The organism is Methanomicrobium antiquum, assembly GCF_029633915.1.
Lineage (GTDB): Archaea > Halobacteriota > Methanomicrobia > Methanomicrobiales > Methanomicrobiaceae > Methanomicrobium > Methanomicrobium antiquum.
Genome location: NZ_CP091092.1, coordinates 995,672 through 1,022,602, shown reverse-complemented (window position 1 = coordinate 1,022,602; position 26,931 = coordinate 995,672). Strand labels below are relative to the sequence as shown.

General features: G+C 36.7%; 27 protein-coding genes and 1 tRNA gene. 10 read left to right on the top strand and 18 right to left on the bottom strand.

All coding sequences use genetic code 11. From position 1 onward, the window contains the following. The first annotated feature begins 118 nt into the window (after positions 1-118). Both L1994_RS05090 and L1994_RS05085 read left to right on the top strand, forming a co-directional pair. Entirely contained in the window at positions 119-1,840 is a 1,722-nt protein-coding gene (locus L1994_RS05090; protein WP_278100601.1) for a sensor histidine kinase, read from the top strand. A gap of 97 nt (positions 1,841-1,937) precedes the next feature. After that, positions 1,938-2,831, top strand: coding sequence for a class 1 fructose-bisphosphatase (locus tag L1994_RS05085; protein WP_278100600.1), 894 nt, complete (start codon positions 1,938-1,940; stop codon positions 2,829-2,831). A gap of 6 nt (positions 2,832-2,837) precedes the next feature. Here L1994_RS05085 and L1994_RS05080 read toward each other — a convergent pair whose 3' ends face one another. Together L1994_RS05080 and L1994_RS05075 are read right to left on the bottom strand one after the other, a co-directional pair. Continuing rightward, on the bottom strand, positions 2,838-3,659 hold the full coding sequence (locus L1994_RS05080; protein WP_278100599.1) for a pyrroline-5-carboxylate reductase family protein: 822 nt from the start codon (positions 3,657-3,659) through the stop codon (positions 2,838-2,840). A 120-nt stretch (positions 3,660-3,779) separates the two neighbouring features. Next, complete coding sequence (locus L1994_RS05075; protein WP_278100598.1) at positions 3,780-4,598, bottom strand: sulfite exporter TauE/SafE family protein; 819 nt, start codon at positions 4,596-4,598, stop codon at positions 3,780-3,782. Between the two features lie 110 nt (positions 4,599-4,708). Between L1994_RS05075 and L1994_RS05070 the strand changes: the two genes are divergently transcribed. The 3 genes from L1994_RS05070 (at position 4,709) to L1994_RS05060 (ending at position 6,861) form a co-directional block, all read left to right on the top strand. Further along, on the top strand, positions 4,709-5,107 hold the full coding sequence (locus tag L1994_RS05070; protein WP_278100597.1) for a DUF6508 domain-containing protein: 399 nt from the start codon (positions 4,709-4,711) through the stop codon (positions 5,105-5,107). A gap of 71 nt (positions 5,108-5,178) precedes the next feature. Further along, positions 5,179-6,546: a deoxyribodipyrimidine photo-lyase gene (locus tag L1994_RS05065; protein WP_278100596.1), complete on the top strand. Its 1,368-nt coding sequence runs from the start codon at positions 5,179-5,181 to the stop codon at positions 6,544-6,546. A 36-nt stretch (positions 6,547-6,582) separates the two neighbouring features. Then, positions 6,583-6,861, top strand: a complete 279-nt coding sequence (locus L1994_RS05060) for a hypothetical protein (protein ID WP_278100595.1) — start codon at positions 6,583-6,585, stop codon at positions 6,859-6,861. 44 nt (positions 6,862-6,905) lie between these two features. On the opposite strand, the gene L1994_RS05055 is transcribed toward L1994_RS05060, so the two are convergent. The 15 genes from L1994_RS05055 to L1994_RS04985 all read right to left on the bottom strand — a co-directional run bounded on the left by L1994_RS05055 (position 6,906) and on the right by L1994_RS04985 (position 22,398). Continuing rightward, complete coding sequence (locus L1994_RS05055; RefSeq protein ID WP_278100594.1) at positions 6,906-7,295, bottom strand: 4Fe-4S binding protein; 390 nt, start codon at positions 7,293-7,295, stop codon at positions 6,906-6,908. Then, complete coding sequence (locus tag L1994_RS05050) at positions 7,295-8,374, bottom strand: hydrogenase large subunit (protein WP_278100593.1); 1,080 nt, start codon at positions 8,372-8,374, stop codon at positions 7,295-7,297. The genes L1994_RS05055 and L1994_RS05050 overlap by 1 nt, the downstream gene beginning before the upstream one ends. Continuing rightward, the gene (locus tag L1994_RS05045; protein WP_278100592.1) at positions 8,374-8,826 is read right to left on the bottom strand and encodes an NADH-quinone oxidoreductase subunit C; all 453 of its coding nucleotides are present in this window, start codon (positions 8,824-8,826) and stop codon (positions 8,374-8,376) included. Before L1994_RS05045 ends, L1994_RS05050 begins: the two co-directional genes overlap by 1 nt. Beyond that, positions 8,816-9,283, bottom strand: a complete 468-nt coding sequence (locus L1994_RS05040) for an NADH-quinone oxidoreductase subunit B family protein (RefSeq protein ID WP_278100591.1) — start codon at positions 9,281-9,283, stop codon at positions 8,816-8,818. Before L1994_RS05040 ends, L1994_RS05045 begins: the two co-directional genes overlap by 11 nt. 12 nt (positions 9,284-9,295) lie before the next feature. Continuing rightward, the gene (locus L1994_RS05035) at positions 9,296-10,168 is read right to left on the bottom strand and encodes a complex I subunit 1 family protein (RefSeq protein WP_278100590.1); all 873 of its coding nucleotides are present in this window, start codon (positions 10,166-10,168) and stop codon (positions 9,296-9,298) included. A 1-nt stretch (position 10,169) separates the two neighbouring features. Continuing rightward, positions 10,170-12,098: an NADH-quinone oxidoreductase subunit 5 family protein gene (locus tag L1994_RS05030; protein ID WP_278100589.1), complete on the bottom strand. Its 1,929-nt coding sequence runs from the start codon at positions 12,096-12,098 to the stop codon at positions 10,170-10,172. 526 nt (positions 12,099-12,624) lie between these two features. Next, positions 12,625-13,074 (bottom strand): NusA-like transcription termination signal-binding factor, encoded by a 450-nt coding sequence (locus L1994_RS05025; protein ID WP_278100588.1) that lies wholly within the window; start codon positions 13,072-13,074, stop codon positions 12,625-12,627. 4 nt (positions 13,075-13,078) lie between these two features. Continuing rightward, entirely contained in the window at positions 13,079-13,366 is a 288-nt protein-coding gene (locus L1994_RS05020) for a 50S ribosomal protein L30e (RefSeq protein ID WP_278100587.1), read from the bottom strand. Positions 13,367-13,411: 45 nt separating this feature from the next. Next, positions 13,412-14,578: a DNA-directed RNA polymerase subunit A'' gene (rpoA2, locus tag L1994_RS05015; RefSeq protein ID WP_278100586.1), complete on the bottom strand. Its 1,167-nt coding sequence runs from the start codon at positions 14,576-14,578 to the stop codon at positions 13,412-13,414. Continuing rightward, on the bottom strand, positions 14,575-17,226 hold the full coding sequence (locus tag L1994_RS05010; protein ID WP_278100585.1) for a DNA-directed RNA polymerase subunit A': 2,652 nt from the start codon (positions 17,224-17,226) through the stop codon (positions 14,575-14,577). The genes rpoA2 and L1994_RS05010 overlap by 4 nt, the downstream gene beginning before the upstream one ends. Before the next feature lie 15 nt (positions 17,227-17,241). Further along, a complete protein-coding gene (rpoB, locus tag L1994_RS05005) occupies positions 17,242-19,068 on the bottom strand; it encodes a DNA-directed RNA polymerase subunit B (protein WP_278100584.1) in 1,827 nt (608 codons plus the stop codon). After that, complete coding sequence (locus L1994_RS05000; RefSeq protein ID WP_278100583.1) at positions 19,065-20,624, bottom strand: DNA-directed RNA polymerase subunit B''; 1,560 nt, start codon at positions 20,622-20,624, stop codon at positions 19,065-19,067. The genes rpoB and L1994_RS05000 overlap by 4 nt, the downstream gene beginning before the upstream one ends. Positions 20,625-20,652: 28 nt before the next feature. Continuing rightward, the gene (locus L1994_RS04995; protein WP_278100582.1) at positions 20,653-20,904 is read right to left on the bottom strand and encodes a DNA-directed RNA polymerase subunit H; all 252 of its coding nucleotides are present in this window, start codon (positions 20,902-20,904) and stop codon (positions 20,653-20,655) included. A 96-nt stretch (positions 20,905-21,000) separates the two neighbouring features. After that, a tRNA-Lys gene (locus L1994_RS04990) sits at positions 21,001-21,074 on the bottom strand. 526 nt (positions 21,075-21,600) lie between these two features. Further along, a complete protein-coding gene (locus L1994_RS04985; protein WP_278100581.1) occupies positions 21,601-22,398 on the bottom strand; it encodes a CheR family methyltransferase in 798 nt (265 codons plus the stop codon). Between the two features lie 222 nt (positions 22,399-22,620). Between L1994_RS04985 and L1994_RS04980 the strand changes: the two genes are divergently transcribed. From L1994_RS04980 to fhcD, 5 genes are all read left to right on the top strand, one after another. Further along, complete coding sequence (locus L1994_RS04980) at positions 22,621-22,956, top strand: hypothetical protein (RefSeq protein WP_278100580.1); 336 nt, start codon at positions 22,621-22,623, stop codon at positions 22,954-22,956. 82 nt (positions 22,957-23,038) lie between these two features. Then, positions 23,039-23,992, top strand: coding sequence for an ROK family protein (locus tag L1994_RS04975; protein ID WP_278100579.1), 954 nt, complete (start codon positions 23,039-23,041; stop codon positions 23,990-23,992). Beyond that, complete coding sequence (locus L1994_RS04970) at positions 23,985-24,341, top strand: hypothetical protein (protein ID WP_278100578.1); 357 nt, start codon at positions 23,985-23,987, stop codon at positions 24,339-24,341. The genes L1994_RS04975 and L1994_RS04970 overlap by 8 nt, the downstream gene beginning before the upstream one ends. An 82-nt stretch (positions 24,342-24,423) precedes the next feature. Continuing rightward, positions 24,424-24,990, top strand: coding sequence for a 5-formyltetrahydrofolate cyclo-ligase (locus tag L1994_RS04965; RefSeq protein WP_278100577.1), 567 nt, complete (start codon positions 24,424-24,426; stop codon positions 24,988-24,990). A 46-nt stretch (positions 24,991-25,036) separates the two neighbouring features. Further along, a complete protein-coding gene (fhcD, locus tag L1994_RS04960) occupies positions 25,037-25,936 on the top strand; it encodes a formylmethanofuran--tetrahydromethanopterin N-formyltransferase (protein WP_278100576.1) in 900 nt (299 codons plus the stop codon). Between the two features lie 256 nt (positions 25,937-26,192). Here fhcD and cobA read toward each other — a convergent pair whose 3' ends face one another. Beyond that, complete coding sequence (gene cobA / locus L1994_RS04955) at positions 26,193-26,921, bottom strand: uroporphyrinogen-III C-methyltransferase (protein ID WP_278100575.1); 729 nt, start codon at positions 26,919-26,921, stop codon at positions 26,193-26,195. Positions 26,922-26,931 lie beyond the last annotated feature (10 nt).

Genomic DNA, 26,931 nt, shown 5'->3' with positions numbered 1-26,931 from the left:
AGATAAGTTCTGTCGGATAAAAAGCGGCATCTATTTATTAAATAGAATAAAGGTTTTATTAATCAAAAATTTCCAGATTTTAAAACCTGAATCGATAAATAAAAAGGAGTTTTATTAAATGATTTATGATTCTAAATCAGAAAATAACATTCTGACAAAAATCCTTGAACAATCATACGATTCTGCCTCTTTTTTATTTGATATTTCCAAAGGAGCAAATGTAATCCTTAAGGAATCAGGACAGATTTTTATTGCAAACTCCATTTTTTTTAAAATGTTTGAACTAGAATTCAATGTTTTTCAAAAAGATTTATTCCTAAAAGATCTCTTTGAAGATAATGAAAATGAAACTTTGGAAAAATTCTTAAAAAACAGAATAAGTGATCCGTATAATTCTCCAAAAACATCTATATTTCAGACAATTCTTGAATCAGGAAAATCAATGATAGTCATTCTTACTGCAATAAGAATACCGGGAACAAATAATATTCTTGTCTCTGCAACCGAGCCAAAAAAACCTCTGGAAGATATTTTGGAAGCACCTGAAAATAATGCATATAAAAGCGGTTTTAAAAAAACTTTTTCAAAATACCTGGACGATGAAGACGAAAGCAGGGATTATGCCTTTGAAAAAGAGGATTCAAAAAATTATCCTGTAAAAAGAAATGATCTTAGAAATTATCAGCTTGAAATACTTAATGAAATATTAATCTCTGCAAATTCATCATTTACTTTAAACAGGATGCTTGACAATGTTCTTGACATTATTTCAACTCACCTTGGTTTTGAAATAAATTACATATATCTTAAAAATAGTGATGGTAAAACAGCAAATATTATCTCAGCTTTTGGTGCCCCTCATTTTTTCATTGAGAGCCAGAAAAATCTTGATGTCAGAAGCTGGCCTTACAACCTTATTTTCTATGCCGGCCAGGCAAAATATATAGAGAATCTTCCGGATGTTACAATCTCAAGACATGACTTAAACATACTTGAAAATTTAGGTGCTCTTTCATATGCGGCAATACCTCTTATATCTGACAATACCGTAATTGGTGCATTGTATACAGCAAAAGCATATGAAGGAACTTTCACATCATTTGAAAAAGAAACCCTGGAGATAATAGGAAAGGAAATAAGCAATATAATTCTTCGTGGAATGCTTCAGGATAAACTTGAAAAAGAGTGCATTGAGGCAAGACAATGTTTTGGCCTGATTTTGGATGACATAAATGATTTGAATGAAAATTTAATGCGCTCTGTTGAAAGTATAAAAGATCCAAAAAAATCCTTAAACGAGCTTGCTAAACTGATGAGCAAAGATATTCATGAAAACCGGCTTATTATAAATAATTTAAAGATTATCCGTGAAATTGGAGACAGTTCTAACATCCAGTTAAAAAAAGTCATTCTTGATGAGTCAATAAGAAAAATTATTCCAAGATATCCTACTATAAAAATTAAATATACAGATTCATTATACTGCGTTTATTCTGATGAGTACTTACCCGAAGTTTTTGCCAATCTGATAAATTTCATGCTGGATTTAGGAACAGACAGTTCTGACATTATCATTGAAGCAGAAGCAGTTTCAGACAGTGTCATATTATCTGTTGAGTCAACAGGACCTGGTCTTTCTGATGAAGAAAAACTCCTTTTATTTTCAGACTTTGATGAGGAAAATATTCATCTTGATGCTAAATCACTTGGGCTTTATACCGCATTTATACTTTTAAAACATTATAATGGAAGAATAACTGTTGCTGACAGAGTTGCAGGCAACAGGGGAAAAGGTCTCTCATTTAAAATAGGTCTTATAAGATATTATGATGAATCATAAGACATTACATCAAAATAATTATAGGTTGTATTTTTGCAAATACATTTACTGATTAAATTTAATATATACTTTGAACACACGTTTGGATGATTTTATCATGACGACTTTAAGGGAATATCTGGATACAACAGAATGCAAAGACAGTCTTAAAGAATTAATTGAATTAATTGCAATGCAGGCTGTACCAATACGAGAAGCTTTTATTGAAAACCAGTCTTATGCCGGAACAGAAAATGCTTCAGGAGAAGAACAGGCGGCACTTGATGTATGGTCAGATGACCACATAACAAAAATTCTTTTAGAGTCAAATCTTGTCAGAGAAATTGCCTCTGAAGAAAAAGATGATATTGTAAAAAATCCTGATGCCAAAGAAAACTATGCAGTTGTAATGGATCCTCTGGACGGCTCATCACTCATTCAGGTAAATCTCTGTGTTGGAACAATAATTGGGATATATGACAATGGAAATGCTTTAAGTTTAGGAGATGAACTGCGGACTGCAATGTATATGCTATATGGTCCAATGACAGTCCTGACACTGACAGTTGGAGATGGTGTGTACATATTCGCTTTAAAAGACGGTGTTTATCAGATGATGCAGGGGCCTGTCAGTATGCCTCAGGGAAAAATATATGGAAGCGGCGGGCTTAGAAAGGACTGGACTAATGAACATGGCGATTTTATCTCTATAATTGAAAAAGACGGAGGAAAACTGCGCTATTCCGGATCATTTGTTGCTGATTTTCACCAGATATTAAAATACGGCGGAATATACTGTTATCCTGCAACAATAAACAACAGTATTGGAAAACTAAGACTTGTATATGAAGCAAATCCTATTGGTTTCATTGCAAAACAGGCAGGAGGTAGAATATCTGATGGCAAAACTGATCTGCTAAAAAAAGTTCCTGAAAAGCCAAGCGAAAAAACTCCGATTTATGTTGGAAGTAAAAATTTAATAGAACAGCTTGAAAATATAAAAATTAGATAAATAATCTTATTCTTCATTTTTATTCAGATTGATTTTCTGAATGTTATTGTGTTTTTCAGACATTTTTAAAAGAACTTCTTCAAACAAGGCAGGTGACTTCTCTTCAATTATATTAACACCTTCTGCTGTTATACCTCCCTTTGTAGAAACCTTATCTATCAAAGAATCAAGACTGAACTTTTTTTCTGAAAGAAGAAGTGCAGTACCAGTTAAGGTTTCGGTTAGTAATAATTCTGCATCTGATTCTGATACATGACCTCTTCTTACAGAAGAACGGACATATTCACGAATTATTGCCGCAATTATTGCCGGTGAACTGCTTGTAATATCTGATAAAAACGACATGTTTTCTTCATCTGTAACATAAGGGACGCTGATTGAATTAAAAAGAAGGGTTATTTGTTTTTGGATGGAATGTGATATGCTTTTTCCAAAACTTATTACAGAAATTCCACATCTGCATTCTGAAGTAACGGATGGAATAACTCTCACTGCATCATGACCTGACCATTCTTTGATTTTTTGAATTGAAATATCAGATACAAAAGAAATTATTGTTTTTTCTTCGGTTAAAAACTGTTTAATCTCTAAAATCAAAGGCAGAAAATCATCAGGTCTTACACAGATGAAAATTAAATCAGATTCTTCAACAAGAGCACAATTGGATTTTGCAAAACGAACTCCAGTTGATTTGACAAGAAAATTCATTTTCTCAGGTGTGTGGTTATATACCAAAACCATATCAGCAGATACAATTTCTGCCTCAAGCAATTTCCTGGCAAGCATACTACCCATATTTCCAGTACCGATTATTCCTATTCTTACCATTTGCTTCTTTTTTGATTCTAAAAGTTATAATAAAACCGGAAACTTTGAAAGGTTTTTATCACAATAATATTCATCAATTGTAAAAATATATACTTTCCAGATCTTCAAAGAAAATTGTTTTCAGATGATTCCAAGAAGATTTAATGAAAGGTACATAAGCAGTAAAATGAATAAATATCTGACATATTTCGTATTAAACCGGTATAGAATTAATACTCCGACACGGGCAAAAATAACTGATGAAACAGCTATAATTATCCACCACGTGACATTAAGATATCCAATAGTTATAAATTGATTTAAAAGACGGTTTCCTCCCATTAAAGTATAAGGCAACAATCCCCCAATCGAAACGCCGATTACAAAAAGCGATGTTATTGCAGATGATATTTTCAGAGGAATTTTACAAAAGATTATTAGAAGTGGAGCAAGAATTACACCTCCTCCTATTCCAATCATGGCTGACAAAATTCCTACAGAAAAACCTATTAATGCATATAGATAAATTTCTGTTCGGGATTGGTTTGAATCTATAGGCGGCCCGGATTTAATCATAATAACTGCCATTGCAAACATAACAAATGCAAAGAGTGGAGCAAGTATTGAAAAGGCCAGATGCGATGATATAATTCCTCCAAAAACACCCCCTGCAAACCCGCAGATACTTGTTACAATACCAATTTTTGGAACTTTTATCCCATGCCTGAAGTGACCATATGTACTTGAGATGGCTGTTGGAAGAGTTACAGCAAGACTTGTTGCAATAGCTGTTCTCATAGCAATATCAGGATGTACTGAATATATATTGAAAAGAAGATTGTACTGAACAGGAACTAAAATTGTTCCGCCACCCATTCCAATTACTCCGGAAAATATGCCTGCAGTAACACCACTTATTAGAAGAATAATATAAGACAAAATTTCCGTATCAGATATCATTTAATCACTTTTTTAATTGTATTTTTGATTTTTTTTATGTATATAATATCGGCATACATTATTTAAGCCTAAAGGATATTTACAATAAAGCCAAAAGTTTAGGGTTGTCAATGAATAAAGAAGGAGAAATCCCAACAAGGGAAAATTTTGAAGCTGTAATTAAATTTTCAGAGGATATTAAAAACAAAACAATAATTGAAAGAAACAAAGATGAAATTGAAAAATCAGGTTCATGCAAAGAAATAGTAGAATTTACAAAAGTTTTGTACTTTAATAACTGGCTTATAAATGCCAGATGGCAGGGATGGACAGGCGAGGCAGAAACATATTTTGGCCATCCGGAACTTATTGCCTCTGCTGATATCGAAACAATAAGAAAAATTTTAACTGTCCATGTGAGAATAGACAGACTTTTTCCGGGAGACATTGCTGATTTAATAAACAGAGGCTATCTCATAGCAATAATTGAAAGGATAAATGATATTTATACCGAAAATTTTTCTGAATAAAATTTTCAAATAACCCCTTTTAGAAAATTACCGGATAATTATATCTGGCACAGAAATAAATTAGCCTCTCAATGAATAGTGTCATTGATGAAAGACGAATCCGAACTTTAAATGATAAAACTGTTCAAAACGGCAGTTATGTCCTTTACTGGATGCAGTCCTCAGTCAGAACAAAATACAATTTTGCACTGGATTATGCAAAAAAGATGTCACTATTATACGACAAACCACTTGTAGTCTGCTTTGGAATTGATACGAATTATCCTGAATCAAACAAACGTCACTTTGTTTTTTTGCTTGAGGGCTTAAAAGAAGTACAATCAGATTTAAACGACCAGAATATCACAACTGCATTTAAACACGAATCACCGGATTCCTTTGTTCTCAAAGTCGGAAAATCAGCATCTGTTGTAGTGACTGACTGTGGTTACTTAAAACTACACAAAAAGTGGAGAATCAATGTTGCAAAAGGCTTAAGGTGCCCTTTAATTCAGGTTGAATCAGATGTGGTTGTTCCGGTCTATGAAGCATCAGATAAAGAGGAATGGTCAGCCGCGACACTGAGAAAAAAAATCAATCGAAAAATACCGCTTTTTCTTCATGAATACAATGATTGTAAAGATGAAGTAAAACAATATAATTCCGGAAATTTGACAGACTGTATTGACATTTCAGATATTGAAAAATTATTAATTACCTCTGATGTAAAAAATGATGTAAAACCCTCAAAATATTACAAAGGCGGATATTCAAATGCAAATTCTCATTTAAACAATTTCATAACAAAAAAATTGGATAAATATTCAGAAGAGAGAAACGATCCTCATAAAAACATACAGTCAGATATGAGTCCGTATCTTCATTTTGGTCAGATATCACCGATTGAAATTGCAATAAAAATAATTCATTCAGGCTTTTTCAATCCTGATGACTATCTCGAACAGCTAATTGTAAGACGTGAACTTGCGATCAATTTTGCAGTATTTAATAAAAATTATGACTCATACAAAGGTCTTCCAAAATGGTGTACTGATACATTAAATGAGCATAGATTTGATAAAAGAGAATATATTTATTCGATAAATGAGCTTGAATCAGCAAACACACATGATGATTACTGGAATGCTTCACAAAATGAGATGGAAATTACAGGCAAAATGCATGGTTATATGAGAATGTACTGGGGAAAAAAGATAATTGAATGGTCTGAATCTCCAGAATCTGCGTTTGAAACTGCTGTTTATCTAAATAACAAATACTCCCTTGACGGGCGTGACCCAAACAGCTATGCAGGAATTTCATGGTGTTTTGGAAAGCATGACCGTGCATGGAAAGAACGTGAAATATTTGGAAAAATCCGATACATGAATGCCAAAGGGCTGGAAAGAAAATTTGAAATTGGAAAATATGTCAAAAGAATTCGCAATTTGAAATCGTAGAAACTTTTATGCTGTCTTAACGATGAAAGAAAAATTATGTCCATGTGTGTCAACTATGATCAATGTCCGTTTCTGAAAAAATATAATCCGGAATTTGACAAAAGTGTAGCACTTAAAAAAAGGGTAATGATCTACTGTAATGGAGACCTTGAGGACAAATGCATAAGGAAAAAAATCTCACGGGCACTTGGTGACTCTTCCTATATCCCTGTAAATATGATGCCGGAAGGAAAACCTGTTCCCGGTACACGGGATACTGAATGGTCAGCACAGGTAATAAGTCTTCTTGAAAAATTCAGTGTTCCGGCAAATTAAAACGAAAAAAGGATTTTAATTGTTAATTTTTCTTTTTACTTTTTTTAATTTTCAGCAATATTTTCAGCAGAACTTTTCTGCTCTTCTGCAGGACCTGTAAAACTTTCAGGTAATGGTCCGTTTAATACAGGTTCATGATAGATATTGTTTAGCTTAAGACAGTTTTTTGGGCAGGCTTCTGCACAGGAATTGCATGAAATACATCTGAATCTGTCGATAGTCCATGTCCTTGAAGGTTTGTCAACCAAAATTGCATCTGAAGGGCAGTGACGACTACAAAGACCGCAGTAGATACAATCTTCAATAACAATTTCAATCTGTCCTCTTGATCCTTCATATCTTTTTGCAGGCTCTGCAGGATAACGAATTGTGGAGGGTCCTTTTCCAAGTCTTTTAAAAATTGTCTTAGTCATTGCAAATAATTTCACTGCCATCACCTCTCCGCACACCCGATACACGGGTCAATTGAAAGAACAATAACCGGCACATCAGCCATTTCACATCCGGCAAGCATCTTTACAAGCGGTGGAATATTTGTAAGTGTAGGTGTTCTTACACGTTCACGAAGAATATTTTTCTTTCCATTGGCTTTTATGTAATGAATACATTCACCACGTGGCTGTTCTACTCTTGAGAAATATTCTCCATCAGGATTGCCTTTTACCTTCACATCAATATCGCCGGAAGGAATTGCATCTGCGGCCTGTTTAATAATATCTATGGATTGTAATAGCTCTCTTGCTCTCACAACACATCTTGAGTAGCAGTCACCGCCAGTTTCAACAACAGGAGAAAAGTCAAGTTCACCATATGCAATGTATCCTGTATCTCTCATATCAATCGGAATCCCACTTCCCCTGCCTGTCGGACCAACAGCACCAAGCAAATATGCTTCATCCTTAGGTAATACGCCAACTCCTTTTGTCCTATGTATAACAGTTTTATCATCAAAGAAAACATGGCAGAGGTCTTCAATATCTGATGACAATATCTCAAGATCTCTTGCCATCTCTTTTAATTTTAAATCAGTTATGTCTCTTCTGACACCGCCCACTTTGCATGAACCCTGAATAACACGACCGCCGGTAGTCTCCTCCATTGCATCAAGAATCTTTTCCCGAATCCTCCATGAGTTCATAAACAGGTTTTCAAAGCCAAGTGAATCAGCATAAAGTCCAAGCCACAACAGATGACTGTGCAGTCTTGAATACTCTGACCAGATTGTCCTTAAATACTGAGCTCTTTTTGGAATTTCAATATCCATAATGTTCTCTATACCCTGACAATAGCCAACACTATGAATAAAACTGCAAATACCGCAAATACGCTCTGCAATATATACATAATCCTTATAGTCTCTCTTCTCAACAAGTTTTTCAAGACCACGATGAATATAACCAATTGATGGTATTGCTTCAACAACATGCTCGTCTTCAAGCACCAAATCAAGATGAATTGGTTCTGGCAGTACCGGATGCTGAGGACCAAAAGGAACAACTGTTTTTCCTGACATTAATTAACCTCCTCATTTTTCTCTTTATCGCCGGCAGACTCATCATTTTCATTTTTTTGAGCATCTTTTGCTTCAACAGATTTTTCAGACTTTACCTTTGTAACATTTTTAACATTAAATGGGGATTTTATTGAGGTTTTTATTAAATTTCCTTTAAAATCCAGATTCATTCCGGTGACTTCTATTCCAAAAAGATCATGCATCTCGTTTTCATATATGAAAGAGCCCCAGTACGATTTGGATATGCTTGGTACTTTTTCTCCTTCGGAAACTGTAATACGGAGATTTTCAAACGAATAATCTTTTTCAAATGAATAGTTTATCTCAAAAATATCTCCGTATTTACCGCATCCAATCTGAACAAGACGGTAGCCTTTATCACACATTGCCTGAGCTTCGGCTTCTAAATCCTCAACTGCCACACCAGTATTTTTCTGCTCTTCAATTGTCACTTTCTGTCACCTCCGTTTTGTTGTTTTTGTTTTTTTTGCTATTTTTGTACTTTTCATCCAGAATTGAAATTCCTTTTACAATACCGTCAATTATTTGCTCAGGACGTGCCGCACAGCCTGGAACATAAACATCAACCGGAATTAATTCTCCAACACCACCAGCTACATTGTAGCATTCACGGAAAACTCCGCCTGAACAGGCACATATTCCAACTGCGACTACAACATTTGGTTTTGGCATCTGGTTATAAATATTTTTTATAACTTCTCTGTTTTGCTCATTGACACTTCCTGTCACTACAAATATATCAGCATGCTTTGGATTACCAGTGTTTAAGATACCAAATCTTTCAACATCATAAAGAGGTGTAAGACATGCTAAGACTTCAATGTCACATCCGTTACAGCTTGATGCATCGTAGTGTATTATCCAGGGAGATTTAGTTAAGTATGACATATTTCTTTCACCTCATATCAGATATAATGCAAAAAGATTCAAAACTCCAAGTACTGCTGTAAATGCCCAGCAGCTTTTCAATACAAACTGCCACTTTACCCTGGATGTTGCATTGTCCACATATATCTCAAAGAAATAGATTATAATCAGCACTAAAATTCCAATTAAAGGTGCCGCCATTCCAAAGAATAAAAACAAAAATCCAAGCAGAAATACAAGCTCATATAAATGGGCAATTTCTGTCATTCCAAGTGTTGAGCCTGAAAATTCAGTTGTAAGACCTTTTACAAGCTCCTGGTGTGCATGATGTGACGTTGAAAGATCAAATGGGGATTTTCTTAATTTTACAGTCAGTATATATACCATTCCCAAAAAGACTCCAGGAAGAAGAATTACCGGGGCAAATGCATTTTGAACTATTGCAAGTGTATCAAACGAATTTGTAACCTCATAAAGACCAACAGCGGCGATAATAATCATTGGTTCAACAGCCATGAGCTGAATCAGTTCCCTTTCTGCACCAATATGAGCATATGGAGATCCTGCCGAATATGCACCAAGAATTAAAAATACATGAGCAAGAGTAAGAGCAAATATGACCAGAAGTATGTCACTGCCTGCAAAGAATAAAACTCCTGTTACAAGTATAAAAACGAGATAACTAAATATCCAGAAGTTTTGTGAACGGTGCACAACCAGATTTTCTTTTTCAAAAAGCTTGAAGATATCATATAATGGCTGAAGAACAGGAGGTCCTACTCTCCCCTGCATCCTTGCAGTAAGCTTTCTGTCAAGACCTGTAATTATCGCACCAACAAACGGGGCAAATATTACAAAAAGAACTGCACTTATGAAAGGTAAACCGGTTATAATCTCTAAAACCATCTTAAATCACCATCCCTGAAATAATAAGAGCAATAATTCCTGCAAGAACAAACAAAAGAAGGATTGTTAAAATATTCCCTGTTTTTGAAAGTTTTTCTTCTCCAAAATATTCTTCCATATAATAATTGGAAAGAGTTACATTTCTTGTAATTCCCATGCTTCCTGAAAAACTCTCGCCCAATACAGCAGGTCTTGCACCCATATACTGAGAAGAGAGTGTTTTATTTTTGCTCAAAAATCCAATAGTCAAAGGAAGAATCAGGATTAAGACAAGCATCATAAGCATTATCAAAATATTGTTAAGGCTTAATAGTCCTGAAACTGTACCATAAACTTCCTTTAAATATGGCTCAATCATAAATCCTGATATTAACGGGAATAAAAGACATACAATTACTGTAAGTCCGGAAAGGCTGTATAAAGTAAACATCTCAGGAGATGTTGCCTCTTTTTTAAGAGCCGAATCTTTGCCTTTGACTTCTATTAATTTTCCCATCCATTTTGCCCAGAAGAAAACTGTAATTCCACTTCCATAGGCAATTAATCCAATAAGAAGCATTCCAAAGGGCGGCAGTGCATTTACAAAAGCATGAATTGTTGCCCATTTGGATATAAGCATTCCAAATGGTGCCAAAAACATTCCTGCAATTCCTATAAGCATCATTACTGCTATTTTTGGCATTGTTGAGATAAGACCAGACATGTCTTCAATATCACGTGAATGCTTTTGATGTTCAACTGAACCTACTGCAAGGAATAAAAGCGACTTTGCAACTGCATGGAATATTATCAAAAGAATTGCAGCCCACACGGCTTCCTGCGTTCCTATTCCTGCACATGCAACAACAAGACCTAAGTTTGCAATTGTTGAATATGCAAGCACTTTTTTAGCATTACTCTGCCCTATTGCAATTGCAGAGGCCAAAAGGAAAGTCACTCCACCAACAAGAGAAATTATTACTCCAACCATACTCATCTCAAAAACCGGTGCAAATCTTACAATAACATAAACACCGGCCTTTACCATTGTACTGGAATGAAGAAGTGCCGAGACAGGAGTTGGTGCAACCATTGCACCGACAAGCCATGATGAAAACGGCAGTTGTGCCGATTTTGTAAGACCGGCGAATGCGATTAACGCAGCCGGAATCATTGCAAAGACAGGTCCTGCGGCTATTAAATTATTTAAATATATGAACTCCCCATTTCCTGAATAGACAAGTATGAAAAGGATTGCGCCTGAAAAACCAACTCCTCCGACAGTGTTTAACAAAAGAGCCCAAAATGCATTTTTCCAGGCAATTTCATCTCTGGCATAGCCGATTAACAGGAATGAACAAAGTGTTGTAATCTCCCAGAAAAAGAACATCCAGACGATATGGTTTGAAAACACAACGCCAAACATCGCTGAAAGGAACAAAAACATCAAAAAGAAAAATAATTTTCTGTGATCTTTTACATCAGTATGGTTTTCATGATATCCTCTCATATACCCGACAGAGTAAATGCAAATTAAACTTCCAATAATACCTATTATAAGAGCCATTATTACTGAAAATTCATCCACAAAAAGCTCATTTGAAAGGATGGTCTCAACTGATGCAAATTTTTCAGCATACACCAAAATTACAGTCTGAATAACAGCCAGTAATGCAATGATATAATGCTTAAACTTCAGACTTATCGCGATAATAAACAGCGCAATAGCAAATTCAGCCAGAAGAATTACATTTCCAACCAGTTCTGAACCAATAGTAAGATATGATATACCTTTGTCAAAAGTCTGGATGAAAAGATATATTGACGCAGCTGCCGTAATAAGGGCCGCTATTTTTATAACTGCATCCCTAAATCCGCCATTTGGTAAAACCAGCATCAAAGCTGCAGCAATAAGCGGAAAGAGAATTAAGAAAACCAATAAATCTAACATATACCCCTCTTTTCTAATTGTTTATATTAACACTATTTATCATTTACAATTATACATAATCATTTATTAAGTGAGCAAGAACTCTGGTTTTGGATAAAACGGAAATATTAGAAGTTTTTAAAAAATGAATAAGTGAAAACCATTAAATTTTGATAAGAATTCACGAACAATTTTTTTACTACAATAGCGCGATAGCGCGAATATGACTCTTAAATAAATACATCACCTATAATTTTCTCCAAATAATATATTTTCTCACTAATTACAAATATAATTAAATGAAAATTTTCCTGACATATAATTTAATGAAATTTTTATAATGAAAAACATACCACAAATAATGATAACAGATTTTTGTATTTCGATGCAAATCATCTAATAGAAATCAAAATTTTATCAAATCAAACCCTGATTTTATTTAAGAATCCAAAAACATAACAAAGACAAATCTGCTGACTATTTTAAAAACAAAAAAATGCACATTTGCAATAATGCAGAATAACAATAGAAGTAATATTAAAAATAATTACAGATTTTCATCTGTAATAATCTGAACGCTTACAATATCATGCTGACGTTCTGCTAATTTATTGGCTTTGAAAATATTTTTCCCGCCTTTTCCAATTGCAATGCCTCTGTCTTCTTCCTCAACATCAACATTTGCAACATATTCTCCTTCATCATTCTCTTCAATCTGAACAGAAACGACACGTGCAGGGAGGAAACAGTTTTTGATAAACTGTTCGGCATCGTTTGAAAACTCAACAACCTCAATCTTTTTACCAAGATCTTCTGATGCCTTCTTTATGCTTGTTCCCTGCTTTCCGATTGCACGGCCCATATCTCCCGGGTTGATTACAAAAATGAGTCTCTCATTTCTCTCATCAACGATACAGTCACGGCTTCCTGCACCGGTTATGTCTTCAAACTGTTTCATCAGCTGAAGACTCTGTTCATTCAAGACAATCTCTCCCATATAATTAAACCCTCTTTAAGGAAAGAATGTCGGAATCACCTGCATCTATAACTGCCAGGGCACTTACAAAATGAGGTCTGCCGCAGGATATACCCAGTGCTTTGCTTGAATCATCATACGTATATGAAAATATATCCTGTTCCTTGAGATATGAGACAAAATCACCAGGACAGTTGCTTGCAACAACAACCATCTGTGCTTTTCCCTCTGAGATACAATCTTTTGTTTCTTTCTGGCCAATTACCACGTTGCCAGTTTTAATTGCGCGTCTTAAAGACGTTTCGAAATCCATTGAAATTCTCCTAAATTTTAATTGGTTTAGTTTAAATTTGTTTAATTAATCGACTCTGGGTTTAGCAATGAGTCTTACATCACCAGTACCAAGCTGAATGGGCTGTCCGACAATAACATTTTCAGTGACACCTTCAAGGATATCAGTTTCATTTGCAACTGCCGCGTCCAGAAGATGATTTACAGTAACTTCAAAAGATGCACGTGAAAGAACACTTTCCTTTTCACCTGCAATACCATGACGTCCAATCTGTTTTACTTCACCTTCAATGCACATCATATCAGCAACCAGCATAATGTGACGGACATCAACTGCGATACCCTGCTCACGAAGTGTGCTTAATGCTTCATCTATGATTGCGTTTCTACCTGCTTCAATACCCAAGACTTCAGATATTTCAGCAATGTTGTTTGTTCGGGTTCTGGTGGTATCAACACCATCTACCTCAAATACACCTTTAAGATTAGAGCCTTCAGTATAAAGAATATACTCTCCGTTCTCCTTTCGGACAACCACACGCTCTATGTCATCGATACCCTGAACAATCACTTTTCTTACGTGTTCAGCAAGTGTAAAGAGGTTCTGATAACTTTCTCTGTCTTTTGGTAAGAATGAAATTTTGGCATTTGCCGCATCGTCCTCAAATTCAAAATCGCGATAATGGTTTTTATCTTTAATTTTTTGAGGAGCACGCTCAATTATTTCCTGAATAGTAATTTTTCTCTTTTTACAGACATCCCGGTTTAACTGAACATTGACTTTCATATCCAGCATATCTGTAGTAATATCACCAAATTCATGAAGCGGTGCCGCCTCAATTTGCCAGCTCACCTCACGCGCAAGATCTCTGTTTGTTGAATAATCATCGGCAAGATAAATTGTCATTGTAGGTGTACTTGGACTTTTTCTGGCATCCATTATCTCAATAAGACGGGGAAGACCAAGTGTTACGTTAATTTCAGCAACACCGGCATAGTGAAATGTACGCATTGTCATCTGAGTGCCAGGCTCACCAATAGACTGGGCAGCGATAACACCTACTGCCTCACAAGACTCAATACGGGTATTTGCATACTCTTCCTGAATACGGGAAATGATTGTATCAAACATCTCGTCTGAAAAATCTTTTTCAGAAAGATATTTTTTCAAATCATTTTTGGTTTTTTCAGGAAGATTTGCTTCATCTATTATTTTAATATGTGAATCTTTCATTTCCGGCCCACCTCTTCTTTTAACACACTCTCAACAATTCCCTTCACATCCACAGGATCTCCAAAACAGCTTCGTGCCGGATCTGTTGAATCCTCACCATATTGGAATTGAATGATTTTTCCACCGGATGTTCTGACAGTTCCGTCATATCCGACTTTCAGATCCTGCAAAGCATTGATCATACGTCTCTGCAGATAACCACTCTGGGATGTACGAACCGCAGTATCTACAAGACCTTCACGACCACCGATAGCATGGAAGAAAAATTCTGTTGGTGTAAGACCACTCTTATAGCTGTTCCTTACAAAACCATGTGCAGGAGCACCTCTGTCGCCTTTCTTGAAGTGTGGAAGTGTTCTTCCATCATAACCACGTGTAATACGCTCTCCACGAACAGCCTGCTGTCCGATACAACCTGCCATCTGAGTCAGGTTAAGCATTGAACCACGTGCACCACTTACAGCCATTACCACAGCACTGTTTGAAAGACCAAGGTGTCGTCCTGCAATATCTCCAGTACGGTCACGGGCCTTTCCTAGAACCTGCATAATCTGCATTTCAAGTGTTTCTTCAAGAGTTCGGCCGGGCATTGGCTCAAGCTGACCTTCTTCATATATTCTGATACGGCGCGCAACATCATCTTCTGCTGTATTTAAAACCTCATCAATCTGACCATATTCAATCTTTGTCAGATCCTCATCATCAATTCCAAATGAGAACCCATCAAACATGATAGCACGAATTGAAAGTTTGGTTACGTCATCGACAAACTGGCGTCCGCGATCAAGACTATGAGTGCGTATGATTCTCTGAAGAATTGTTCCGTCAAATGCACCAATTGATTTCTTATCAATTGTACCACAGATGAGTTCTCCGTCAATAATTCTTACGTAAGCATCACGTTCACAGTCTTCGCACTTGCAGGAATCACAATTTATGCAGGAACTTGCCCTGTATACCATATTGAGGTTTTTTGGCAAAATTACAGAAAATACCTGTTTGTTGGACCAGTACTCTTTTCCATCCTCAACTTTGCCCGGTTCAGGCAGATTCTCAGGAAGACTTGATTTCAAAAGATAAAGTGCTCCTGATTTATCAAACCAGCGAAGAGTATGTGTTAAGATAAAAATACCTGAAATGTGGTCATGAATACCGCCAATAATCGGACCACCGAAACGTGGTGACATAATGTTTTCTGTAACACTGCACAACATTTCTGCCTCTGCACGTGCTTCTTCTGTCTGAGGAACGTGCAGATTCATTTCATCGCCATCAAAGTCAGCATTATATGGTGGACAAACTGCAGGATTTAAACGGAAAGTCTTCCCGTCCATCAGCACAATGCGATGAGCCATAATACTCATTCTGTGAAGTGAAGGCTGACGGTTGAAAAGTACAACATCGTCATTTTTAAGCTGTCTGTCAACAGTCCATCCGGGCTCAAGCATCTCTGCGATGTTTTCCTTTGTCTGATCAGTTAAACGCACACGCCTGCCGTCAGGTCTGATTGCGTAATTTGCACCACAGGGTGAATTTAATGTCGGACGAACAGGTCCGTTTAAAACCATTGCACGGACTTCATCTATATTAAACGGAGTGACACGAATTGGAAAACTCATCTCATTTGCAATTGCAAGCGGAATTCCTACCTGTGCAATTGAAAGGTTTGGGTCAGGAGAAATTACAGTACGTGCTGAGAAATTGACACGCTTACCTGAAAGTGAACCACGGAATCGACCATCTTTTCCTTTAAGACGTTGAGAAATAGTCTTTAACGGCCTTCCGCTTCTATGACGTGCAGGAGGACATCCGGCAACCTCATTGTCCATATAGGTTGTAACGTGATATTGTAAAAGTTCCCATAAATCTTCGATAATTAACTGAGGTGCGCCTGCATCCTGATTTTCCTTAAAGCGCTGATTAATTCTTATAATGTCAACAAGTTTATGAGTTAAATCATCCTCGGATCTCTGACCATTCTCAAGGATAATAGATGGGCGCATTGTAACCGGAGGCACAGGTAAAACTGTTAAACAGGTCCATTCAGGTCTTGAAACATCAGGATTAATACCTAAAAGCCTTAAGTCGTCATCCGGTATTTTTTCCAGACGTGCACGAATATCAGCAGGAGTTAATTTATGTTCGGCTTTCCTTCCGTTTTCATCCATCATCACCTCTGAAAATGTTGTAGGCTTTTCAAAGTTGATTTTTAACTGTTGTTCCCCGCAATATGGGCATATACGCTCTTTTTTGATATCTTTTTCTGAGATGATGTCTTCGTTTCTTTCCTCTTCAGGTCCGAGAACTTTTGAAACCTCATCAGCGCTCAGTAAAAGACGACCGCATCCACGGCATGATACACGCAGGAGTTTTCTGATTAATCTTGTATATCCCACATGGATTACAGGCTTTGCAAGCTCAATATGACCAAAATGGCCGGGACATTCACTTGCTTTGTTACCACAGGTCTTACAGCGGAGACCAGGATCGATTACACCAAGATGAAGATCCATCAGACCCTGGGGATATGGAAATCCGTCATCATCATATGTATCTGCCCAGATGATCTTTCTGACACTCATCTTGCGAATATCTTTTGGAGATAAAAGCCCGAACTCTATCTTTCCAACTCGTTTAGGACTTGTCATTTTTTTAAAACCTCCTTATACCTGATCCTCTAAGTGCATTCTTGGAGCAATGCCCATACTTTTCATCTCATCAAGCAGGAGTTTGAATGCATAACTCATTTCAACAGAATAAATGTCTGTTTCATTACCGCAGGCAAGACAGCGTGTTACATTTCTGTTTCTGTCAAGGAATGCAATCATACCGCACTTTGCACATACATACTGCTCAACTTTGTCAGATTCGTCCAAAAGACGCTCTTTTAGAGCCATTGCAGCACCGTGTCCTATTAAGACATCACGTTCCATTTCACCAAATCTTAAACCTCCCTCACGGGCACGTCCTTCTGTAGGCTGACGTGTTAAGACCTGAACAGGTCCGCGTGAACGTGCATGCATCTTGGATGATACCATGTGATACAGTTTTTGATAGTAGATTACGCCAATATAGATATCTGCATGGAACTGGCGTCCGGTAATACCATCGTACATTACTTCACGACCATTGTGTGAAAAACCAAGAGCCTTTAGTGATGCACGTATATTCTCTTCCGGCTCACCACTGAATGCTGTTGCATTGATTCGTCTTCCTTCCAAAGAACCAACTTTTCCTCCAATCATCTCAAGCATATGACCAACAGTCATACGTGACGGGATTGCATGTGGATTTATGACAAGATCGGGTGCTATTCCAGCTTCGGTAAAAGGCATATTTTCCTGGGGTGTGATAATTCCAACAACACCCTTCTGTCCGTGACGTGATGCAAATTTGTCACCAACTTCAGGGACACGAAGATCACGTGTTCTTACCTTTACCAGACGTGAAGAGTTTTCACCCTCTGTTACAATGACTGTATCAACTATACCATGCTCATTGCTTCTCATGGTAACTGATGTGTCGCGGCGTTTTTCTACGGCGATAAGTTCTCCGGAAGGTTCTTCAAGGAATCTTGGCGGAGATGTCTTTCCAATTAAAACATCTTTTTCCCGTACAATTGTTTCAGGGTTTATGATACCATCGCTGTCGAGATTTTGGTATGAGTCAACACCATGTGCACCTGATACTTCCTCATCAGGCACCTGAATCTTGTCAACCTGACCTCCCGGATAGCGTCTTTCTTCTCCATCATAGGTTCTGAAGAAATGAGAACGGCCAACTCCGCGTTCTATTGAAGCTTTGTTGAAAATCAGTGAATCCTCAATATTAAATCCTTCATATGAAAGAATTGCAACAACAAGGTTTTGTCCTGCGGCCCTGTCATCAGAACCAATGATTCTTGATGTCTGTGTGTGAACAAGAGGTTTTTGGACGTAATGAAGCTGGTGACCACGTGTATCGGGTCTTAACTTCATATTTGAAGCACCAAATCCCAGTGCCTGCTTAATCATACCTGCACCCATTGTTACACGCGGAGATGCATTATGCTCAGGGAATGGAACGTGTGCCGCACCAATACCCAAAATCAGAGATGGATCAATTTCAATATGAGTGTGCTCAAGGGTAAGATCGCTTTCTTTTATTGCAATAAACAGATCTTCTTCCTCTTCAGCGTCAATGAATTCAATAAGGCCTTTTGTTACAAAGTCCATGAAATCAGCTTCGCCTGTTTTTAATTTTTCAATATCCTCATTTGTCAAAACAGGTCTTCCTGCTTCAACAATTACTAAAGGACGACGTGCTCTGCCTCTGTCTGTATGGATAATGATGTCGCCATTGTATTCTTTGTGTGAGATGTTAATCTCAGTAGAGATTTCTCCGCGTCTTCTCATTCTGCGGACGTTAGCTGCGAGATTAACAGGATCATCACTAAGACCAATTAAAGCGCCGTCAACAAATACTCTGGATTTTTTGTGAGTCTGACTCATAAGATCTCCCTTTTTAGCTCTTCAACACCCAGGTTGTAGAGCATCCTGTTCATCACCTGATCGTCTTTTACACCTTTTGATATCTCAACCATCTGTGCAAAATTTTTAACAAGACCACAATTTGGACCTTCTGGTGTTTCTGACGGACAGATTCTTCCCCACTGTGTCGGATGAAGATCACGGGCTTCGAAATGAGGCTGTGAACGTGACAAAGGAGAGATTACACGGCGAAGGTGAGATACAACAGCCATATGATCAACTCTGTCTAAAAGCTGGGACACACCTGTTCTGCCACCAACCCAGTTTCCTGTTGCAAGAGGATGTAAAAGTCTCTCCGTTAGTACATCAGCACGAACAGCTGTTGATATAGACAAATCTCGATGTCTCATGCTTGCACGTTCAAGCTGATACTTCACATCTCTTGTAAGTCTGTTTAAGGAGATACGGAATAGATCTTCCATCAGGTCACCTGCAAGTTTTAAACGCTTGTTTGAGTAGTGATCCTTATCATCGATTCTTCTTCTGTCAAGAACAAGATCAAAACATGCCTCTGCCATCCTTCCAAGGAAGTGAGCTTTTGCAAGACGCACTCCTTCACAGGCTTCCTGATATCCGGGATCATCTTCCTTCATTCCAGGCGGCATGAGTTCATTTAAGTGAGGAAGGAGATAGCTGTCAAGAACAAATTCAGCACGCTTTTTCTGATAGTCGCGTGTCTGGTTTGGAGCAAGTTTCTTTCCGACATACATTATGCCCTCTTCAGTATTGTCGCATTCACTCTCTTCGAGATTCTGGAGCATAAAAGTAAGAACATCCTCATCTGTTGATACAGCGTTTACAATGTCATGGTCACCATTTAAACCAAGTGCACGCATAAGATCAACAAATTTCAGATGACCTGCAACCGACGGGAAGGAAACTTCTAAAAGGTTTTTCTTGTTTCTCTCAACAATTACGAGAGCACGATATCCGCGATACTGTGAGAATACTTTGGCAACATAGATACGCTCATTGTATCTTTCAGTAAACTCTGTCATAATCTTGTTTGAGGCAAGATCTTCAAGAGTCATTAAAACGCGCTCAGAACCGTTTACTATAAAGTATCCACCAGGATCGTGTGAATCCTCACCATGTTCTATTCTCTCATCGTCTGACAATCCGCAAAGATTGCATGCTGTTGAGCCAATCATGACAGGAAGCTGACCTATTGTTGTGGTCACAGGGTCCTGCCTGTCTTCACCCTGAACAAGAATCATGTCAAGCTGAATTGGTGCGGCATAGGTAAGATTTCTAAGACGCGCTTCACTTGGATAAAGGCCGGATTGGGAACCGTCAGCTTCTCTTACAACTGGTTTTTCAACACGGATTTCTCCAAGTTCAACCCAGACAGGATCATTATCTTTACCTCTCTGTGCGATGTCAGTTTCAATTACTCTTTGTTCATCAACAACTTTCTGAAGATTATATTCCAAAAAAAAGTTGTATGAATCGAGCTGGTGTCGCGCCACATGTGCGCGTGAAAAATATGCTTCGGATAATGTTTTACGATCTAACAAATAAGACCACCCTTGAATTGGAAAGAATTTATTTCTTTGGCCGTTTTACGACCATGCGGTATGCTTCAGCCCGACCTGCAGTCTGGCTTATACGAACAATCCTGATAACATCATTGATCTTTGCGCCAACTTCTTTTACCGCCGGATCATCGTGGTAAATTTTGGGAAGCTGATCACGGGTGATCTGGTAAGAAGAGAATAGTTCATCTATCTCTTCCACACTCATTATTTGATGGTCAGGTACCATCACATGACTAATTACAGAAAAATTGGTGCTCATCTTTTGCCCCGGTTTAAAGTTAATATTTTAATCAGATGCATCACCGTCGAAAAAATACCAAAATACGCCACATTTTGGTTGAAATTTAGTGGCAAACGGGCCCAAGGGGATTTGAACCCCCGACCACCTGGTTAAAAGCCAGGCGCTCTGCCTAACTGAGCTATAGGCCCTCTCTTCTAAATCTATTCAGCATTATTACAATGAATGCATAACATTTAAACATATCTGTTACTTGATAAATTCAAATCAGTTTTATCAAAAAAACTATGCAGGGCCGCGCAAAATCAAAATAAAAAAGTTTATATTCTCTTTTTAGAACTTAACCAATTTTAGACGCTTCAAAGTGTTAACAGAAATAACACTTATGAAACAATTTTAAAAATATCATAAAACCAGTTTTTCATACGTCAGTTCTCAAGAAGATATTATTATGAAAATGTTATCATTAAGACCTGGTTATCAGGGTAAAATAATATACTTTTGATAATAAATTTTAAAATTCAGAAATAATTAGCAGAAATCATTAGAATAACAACTGATTCCAACAGCTGATAAAACGTTTTCTGCTATAATTATTACTGACTCAAAATGGATTGGATTAATGACTATAAAATCAAATTATTTATCAGATTTTTCATTAATCAACAGATATTTTATCATTCAGCAAAATCAAAGAAAAAAATATTAATTTTAGTGTTAATTTTTTGTATAAATTTTTTGAAGAGCATTATAAGGCTCATATAATTGTTCTACTTCGCGACCCATGAACTCAGTTTTTCCCATCACATAAAAACCCTTAGAGATCAATGCCGGATGAAACATTCTTGCAAGATCGTTTTTCTGCTCTTCAGTGAAATAGATAGTTACATTTCTGCATAAAATCATATCAAGATAATTTGTAGCAGGTTTTCCACTCATTAGATCATGATGTGAAAATCTTATCATCTCTTTTAAATGGTTTTTAACCTCAAATTTACCATCACCTGTTTCATTAAAATGTCTTCTTATCTGACTTTCAGACAAATTTTCAAGTGACCTTTTTTCATATATTCCATCTTTGGCTTTTTTCAAAACTTCCCTGTCGATATCAGTTGCAAATATAGTAACCTGAACATCAGGCTTTAAGCGGGTTAAATCATTTATTATTAAAGCAAGTGTATATGGCTCTTCTCCGGTTGCACAGCCTGCACTCCAGATTCTCATTCGCCCTTTACTTCTGATTATATCGGGGAAAATTTCTGTTCTTAAAAGATCAAAAACCTCTTTGTCTCTGTAAAATTTGGTGACATTGATTGTAAGAGCATTTCTTAAAAGCTCCTGTTCATTTTTATCGGAGATCAGCAGAGTATTATAATCCTTATATCTCTCTTTTCCGGTAATACGCATCCTTGAAAGTAAACGCCTTTTAATATAATCTTCCTTATAACAGCGACATTGAATTCCAAGGATTTTTTCTATTGACCTCTTCAGTGTCTCAAAATCCGCATCTGTCATTGTAAAATTACTCTTTAAACTATTACTCTTTATATGTGATAATTAAATATAATCCTTAGTGTCAGTTGAATTTTTTAAATTCTGACCATTAATTCAGAAAATTTTCAGTTTTTGCTAATTATAAACATTATAGTACTCACATAAATATACTTCTAAGATTAAAATATTACTAAATTTTCAATATTGCAAATTCAATATACTAATAATTACTAAATTAGTTATATGAAAAAAGTAACAATCGAAGTTGTTGGATTTCAGGACTCTCCATGCGGACCTTTTCCATGTGATGGTGACAGGACATGCGAACTTGAAAAATGTGCACCTTCTGAAGAACTAATAAAAGCATTTGATGCATTAAAAGAGCGTCTTACACATATATACGGCAATAATGTTGAATGTATTCTGACATTGATTGACGATGAAGTGCCAAAACATGTAATTGAAATTATTGAAAAAGATCACCCTCCAATCCCCCTGATTATCATTAACGGAAATAAAACTCCAATCGGAAGAATATCTCTGCCTATGATTAGGGAAGAGATACAAAAATATCTGTAAAATTAATCATAAAACAATAAAATTAATAAAATTAATAAAATTAAACAAATTAAATTTATGGGGAAAATCAGAGATAAAACAGATGAATGATACAAATTCCAATGTGATAGCTATTGATATAGGCGCGTCACACACCAGAGTTTCTCTTTTTTCTAAAAAAAGGATCTTAAAATATAAAGTTTCAAAAACTCCAAATACCGGTAATTCCGGAGATGTTATCTCAGATTTGATAATATCCCTTATCCGCTCGGAATTGTCAGCGAGTGAAATAACCTCCGTTAAAAGTATTGGGGTTTCATCTGCAGGCTCCCTCAATACAAAAAGTGGAGAGATAATAAATTCTCCAAACATGAATTTTCCAAAAATAAAAATCAAACAACCACTTGAAGAGGAATTTTCAAAAGATGTTTTTCTGATTAATGACTGCCGTTCAGGAGTCCTGGGCGAAATTTTTGCTGATAGAAATCTTTTAAAAAAAGATGTTGTATATATCACATTTTCAACAGGAATTGGTGCAGGAGCATATATTGATGGAAATCACCTTTCCGGAAAAAAAGGAAATGCCGGAGAAGCAGGACATTTTTTTGTTGACAGCAAATACTCTCTTCACTGCAGATGCGGGGGTTTTGGCCACTGGGAAGCATATTCTTCAGGAACTGGTATCCCTGCATTTTTCAAAGCGTTCTGCAGCGACATGAGATACAATCCAAAAATTCCTGAAGAAATAACCCCCGAATTCATTCTTAGAAATGCTTCTCAAAATACAGAGATTTTTTATGAATTCGCTGACGAACTGTCAAAAATTAACGGCCACGGAATATCAACAATTATTGCGGCCTACTCTCCGGATATAATAATCCTTGACGGGCCGGTTGTCCAAAACAACAGTGATGTTATTATTAATGGAATAAACAGATATACTGACAGATACCTGGACATGCCGGATATTAAATTAAGTAGTCTTGAAGGATTTGCACCACTTTATGGTGCGGCATATTTTGCAATGACACATACTGGTAATAAAGAAAATGACTGAAATTCTCTATATTAGCGTAATCTCGTCTGCAAAAGTATCTGCTGTAATCTCTTTTATAGCAGGTGTCATTTTTTCAGTTATATTTACGGTTCCGGCCGCAATATATAGTCAAAATACATATTTTACAGATTATTCCATCATCTCAGGAACTGATATTTTAATTTCACTTTTAACAGAGATGTTAATTTTTACCCTTTTCATATCTTTTTTTGGATGCATAATATGTACGGCTTTTTCTTTTATCTATAACCAGATTGCGCCTGTAATTGGCGGATTTGAAATTGATCTGATTGATGAGGAGATCTATATTGAGGAGATTGCTGAAGAAGATCCGATAGGATATGAATGATTAATACCTTTTTTTCCTTAGAACTCTTATAGTATAGCCGCTACAATTAAAACTAAATATTAAAACAGGAGAGAGAATCAACATGCGCGAACAGAAAAATAAGCTTAGAAACATCATGCGGGAAAGAAGAGAACTGCTTAAACCAGAAGAACGTGCCTTAAAAAGTGAGATTATTTGCAAAAATGTTTTTTCAATTATAAGGCCGGGACAGACTGTTATGGGCTTTGCTTCCAAGGATATCGAAGTTGACACAAAACCCCTTTTAAAAATGCTTCTTGAAAACAATAACCCTCTTGTAGTTCCAATTATCGTTAAAGAAGACGTCAGTTTAAGACTTTCTTATGTAAAAGATTTAGCAGATCTTGTTCCAAGTACTTTTGGTGTTCCTGAACCAATCGGAAATGAAATTCCTGTTCCAGATGGAGCTGTAGATATTGTAATTCTTCCAATGCTTGCATTCGACAAAAAAGGCGGTCGTCTCGGATATGGATCAGGATATTACGACAGATTCCTTGAAAAATATCCTGATGTCATAAAAATTGCCCTGGCTTTCGCATGTCAGGAGGCTGATGAAGTGCCTCTGGAAGATAATGATGTGCCAATGGATTTTGTTATCACAGAAAATGGTGTTGCATTTAAAAAAGATTAGATTTGAAAAATAAAAATATTAGATCGTATGTCAGGAGAATGAAAATATGCAGATAAACGGAGTCGAAATAATAGATACATATGCAGAAGCATTTCCGATATGGTTTTCAAGAATAATCATTACGGCAGATGATTATGAACTGGCAAAAATTGCCGCAACAGAAGCAACAGGATTTGCAACTTCAGCCATAGCATGTCCCTGTGAGGCGGGAATTGAAAGAATGTATTCTCCTGAGGAAACTCCTGACAATAGACCGGGAATTTCAATTTTTATTTGTACAGCACGAAAAAATATGCGGGAGAATGTAGCTTCGAGAATCGGGCAGTGTATACTTACTGCCGCAACTGCATCTGTATTTGACGGATTTCCCAAAGCTACAACCAGATTTTCTACAAGAATGCATTATTTTGGCGATTCTTATGAATCACGCTGTATAATTGGAGGCAGAAAATGCTGGAAAATTCCTGTTATGCAGGGAGGATTCATTGGTGAGGAAAATTTTGGTGCTGTTAAAGGAATTGCAGGCGGAAATTTTTTTATCATGGGTAATTCACAAAAAGCAGCACTTGCCGGTGCAAAGGCCGCTGTAAGGGCGTTCGAAAACAGTGAAGGAATTATTGCAGGATTCCCCGGAGGAATCGTCTCTTCAGGTTCTAAGGTTGCAAGCAAAAATTACAAATTTCCAATGTCTGCAAGCACAAATCACAGATTCTGCCCGACTTTAAGGGATAAAATTCCAGATACACTTGTACCAAAAGATGTAAATTCAATATATGAAATTGTAATTAACGGCCTTAATGAAGATTTTATTGAAAAAGCAATGAAAAATGGAATTTTAGCGGCTGTAAAAGAAAAAGGTGTTTTGTATATTGGTGCCGGTAACTATGATGGAAAACTTGGAACAAACAACTTCTATCTTCATGATATCCTAAAAGATTTTGCCTGAATATAAAAACAATTAAAAAGATTAGAAGAAACAATTTTTTTAATCATTCTGTTAAATTCTGTTAATTTCACTCATATATGCAGTGTTTTTTAAAAAAACGTTCATGAAACTAATTTTTCATGCAATGTTTCATGAAAATCAGATTTGGTTTTCATGGTAAATGCACTTATACCGGAAAAATAGATTTTTGATGAAATAATTCATGAAACACAAATTTTATGATATCTGGATTTCATGATACCTGGATTATAAAAATTCATTCTTCATCAAAGAGTGTTACAACCTCACCGATTACAATAATTGCCGGAGGTTTTACGCCTTTTTCTCCGGCTATGAGAGATATCGTATCAAGATTACCTATAGTGACTCTCTGGTCAGGACGTAGGCCTCGTTCTATAATTGCAACAGGCTTTTTCTCATCCATACCATTTTCAATCAAAGTCTTTGTAATATCAGGCAGGTTTTTTACACCCATTAAAATTACAATTGTACCAGGAGAATCTGCAAGCCACTTCCAGTTAATAGCCGACTCCTCTTTTTTTGGATCCTCATGACCGGTTAAAAAAGTAACCTGTGATGCAAATTTTCTGTGCGTAACAGGAATTCCTACACATTCCGGAACTGCAATTGCGCTTGTAACACCAGGCACCATCTCTACACGGATGCCATATTTGCGAAGAGTTTCCATCTCTTCTCCGCCGCGGCCAAACAGGAAAGGATCTCCGCCTTTCAAACGCACAACAGTTTTCTCCTCCTGTGCAAATTTAACCATCAGTTTCTCAATCTCATCCTGCTCTTTTGTATGTTTCCCGCCGTATTTTCCAACATCAATTTTTTCAACATCAGGAAGTGAGGCTAAAACCTCTTCTCCGGGCAATTGATCATATAAAATTACATCAGCACTGTCAATAACTTCCCTTGCGCGAAAGGTCATGAGTCCAAGACCTCCCGGACCTGAACCAACAAGATAAACTTTGCCTGTCATCTAACTATTC

Excerpts from the sequence above, each read along its gene's own strand:
- cobA (WP_278100575.1), bottom strand. The coding sequence starts at position 26,921 with ATGACAGGCAAAGTTTATCTTGTTGGTTCAGGTCCGGGAGGTCTTGGA.
- L1994_RS04965 (WP_278100577.1), top strand. The coding sequence starts at position 24,424 with ATGCGCGAACAGAAAAATAAGCTTAGAAACATCATGCGGGAAAGAAGA.
- L1994_RS05060 (WP_278100595.1), top strand. The coding sequence starts at position 6,583 with ATGTCCATGTGTGTCAACTATGATCAATGTCCGTTTCTGAAAAAATAT.
- L1994_RS05090 (WP_278100601.1), top strand. The coding sequence starts at position 119 with ATGATTTATGATTCTAAATCAGAAAATAACATTCTGACAAAAATCCTT.
- rpoB (WP_278100584.1), bottom strand. The coding sequence starts at position 19,068 with ATGAGTCAGACTCACAAAAAATCCAGAGTATTTGTTGACGGCGCTTTA.
- L1994_RS05070 (WP_278100597.1), top strand. The coding sequence starts at position 4,709 with ATGAATAAAGAAGGAGAAATCCCAACAAGGGAAAATTTTGAAGCTGTA.
- L1994_RS05055 (WP_278100594.1), bottom strand. The coding sequence starts at position 7,295 with ATGGCAGTGAAATTATTTGCAATGACTAAGACAATTTTTAAAAGACTT.
- L1994_RS05050 (WP_278100593.1), bottom strand. The coding sequence starts at position 8,374 with ATGTCAGGAAAAACAGTTGTTCCTTTTGGTCCTCAGCATCCGGTACTG.
- L1994_RS05065 (WP_278100596.1), top strand. The coding sequence starts at position 5,179 with ATGAATAGTGTCATTGATGAAAGACGAATCCGAACTTTAAATGATAAA.
- L1994_RS04985 (WP_278100581.1), bottom strand. The coding sequence starts at position 22,398 with ATGACAGATGCGGATTTTGAGACACTGAAGAGGTCAATAGAAAAAATC.
- L1994_RS05080 (WP_278100599.1), bottom strand. The coding sequence starts at position 3,659 with ATGGTAAGAATAGGAATAATCGGTACTGGAAATATGGGTAGTATGCTT.
- L1994_RS04975 (WP_278100579.1), top strand. The coding sequence starts at position 23,039 with ATGAATGATACAAATTCCAATGTGATAGCTATTGATATAGGCGCGTCA.
- L1994_RS05085 (WP_278100600.1), top strand. The coding sequence starts at position 1,938 with ATGACGACTTTAAGGGAATATCTGGATACAACAGAATGCAAAGACAGT.
- L1994_RS05075 (WP_278100598.1), bottom strand. The coding sequence starts at position 4,598 with ATGATATCTGATACGGAAATTTTGTCTTATATTATTCTTCTAATAAGT.
- L1994_RS04980 (WP_278100580.1), top strand. The coding sequence starts at position 22,621 with ATGAAAAAAGTAACAATCGAAGTTGTTGGATTTCAGGACTCTCCATGC.
- rpoA2 (WP_278100586.1), bottom strand. The coding sequence starts at position 14,578 with ATGAAAGATTCACATATTAAAATAATAGATGAAGCAAATCTTCCTGAA.
- L1994_RS05030 (WP_278100589.1), bottom strand. The coding sequence starts at position 12,098 with ATGTTAGATTTATTGGTTTTCTTAATTCTCTTTCCGCTTATTGCTGCA.
- L1994_RS04970 (WP_278100578.1), top strand. The coding sequence starts at position 23,985 with ATGACTGAAATTCTCTATATTAGCGTAATCTCGTCTGCAAAAGTATCT.
- L1994_RS05025 (WP_278100588.1), bottom strand. The coding sequence starts at position 13,074 with ATGGGAGAGATTGTCTTGAATGAACAGAGTCTTCAGCTGATGAAACAG.
- fhcD (WP_278100576.1), top strand. The coding sequence starts at position 25,037 with ATGCAGATAAACGGAGTCGAAATAATAGATACATATGCAGAAGCATTT.
- L1994_RS05035 (WP_278100590.1), bottom strand. The coding sequence starts at position 10,168 with ATGGTTTTAGAGATTATAACCGGTTTACCTTTCATAAGTGCAGTTCTT.
- L1994_RS05010 (WP_278100585.1), bottom strand. The coding sequence starts at position 17,226 with ATGACAAGTCCTAAACGAGTTGGAAAGATAGAGTTCGGGCTTTTATCT.
- L1994_RS05020 (WP_278100587.1), bottom strand. The coding sequence starts at position 13,366 with ATGGATTTCGAAACGTCTTTAAGACGCGCAATTAAAACTGGCAACGTG.
- L1994_RS05040 (WP_278100591.1), bottom strand. The coding sequence starts at position 9,283 with ATGTCATACTTAACTAAATCTCCCTGGATAATACACTACGATGCATCA.
- L1994_RS04995 (WP_278100582.1), bottom strand. The coding sequence starts at position 20,904 with ATGAGCACCAATTTTTCTGTAATTAGTCATGTGATGGTACCTGACCAT.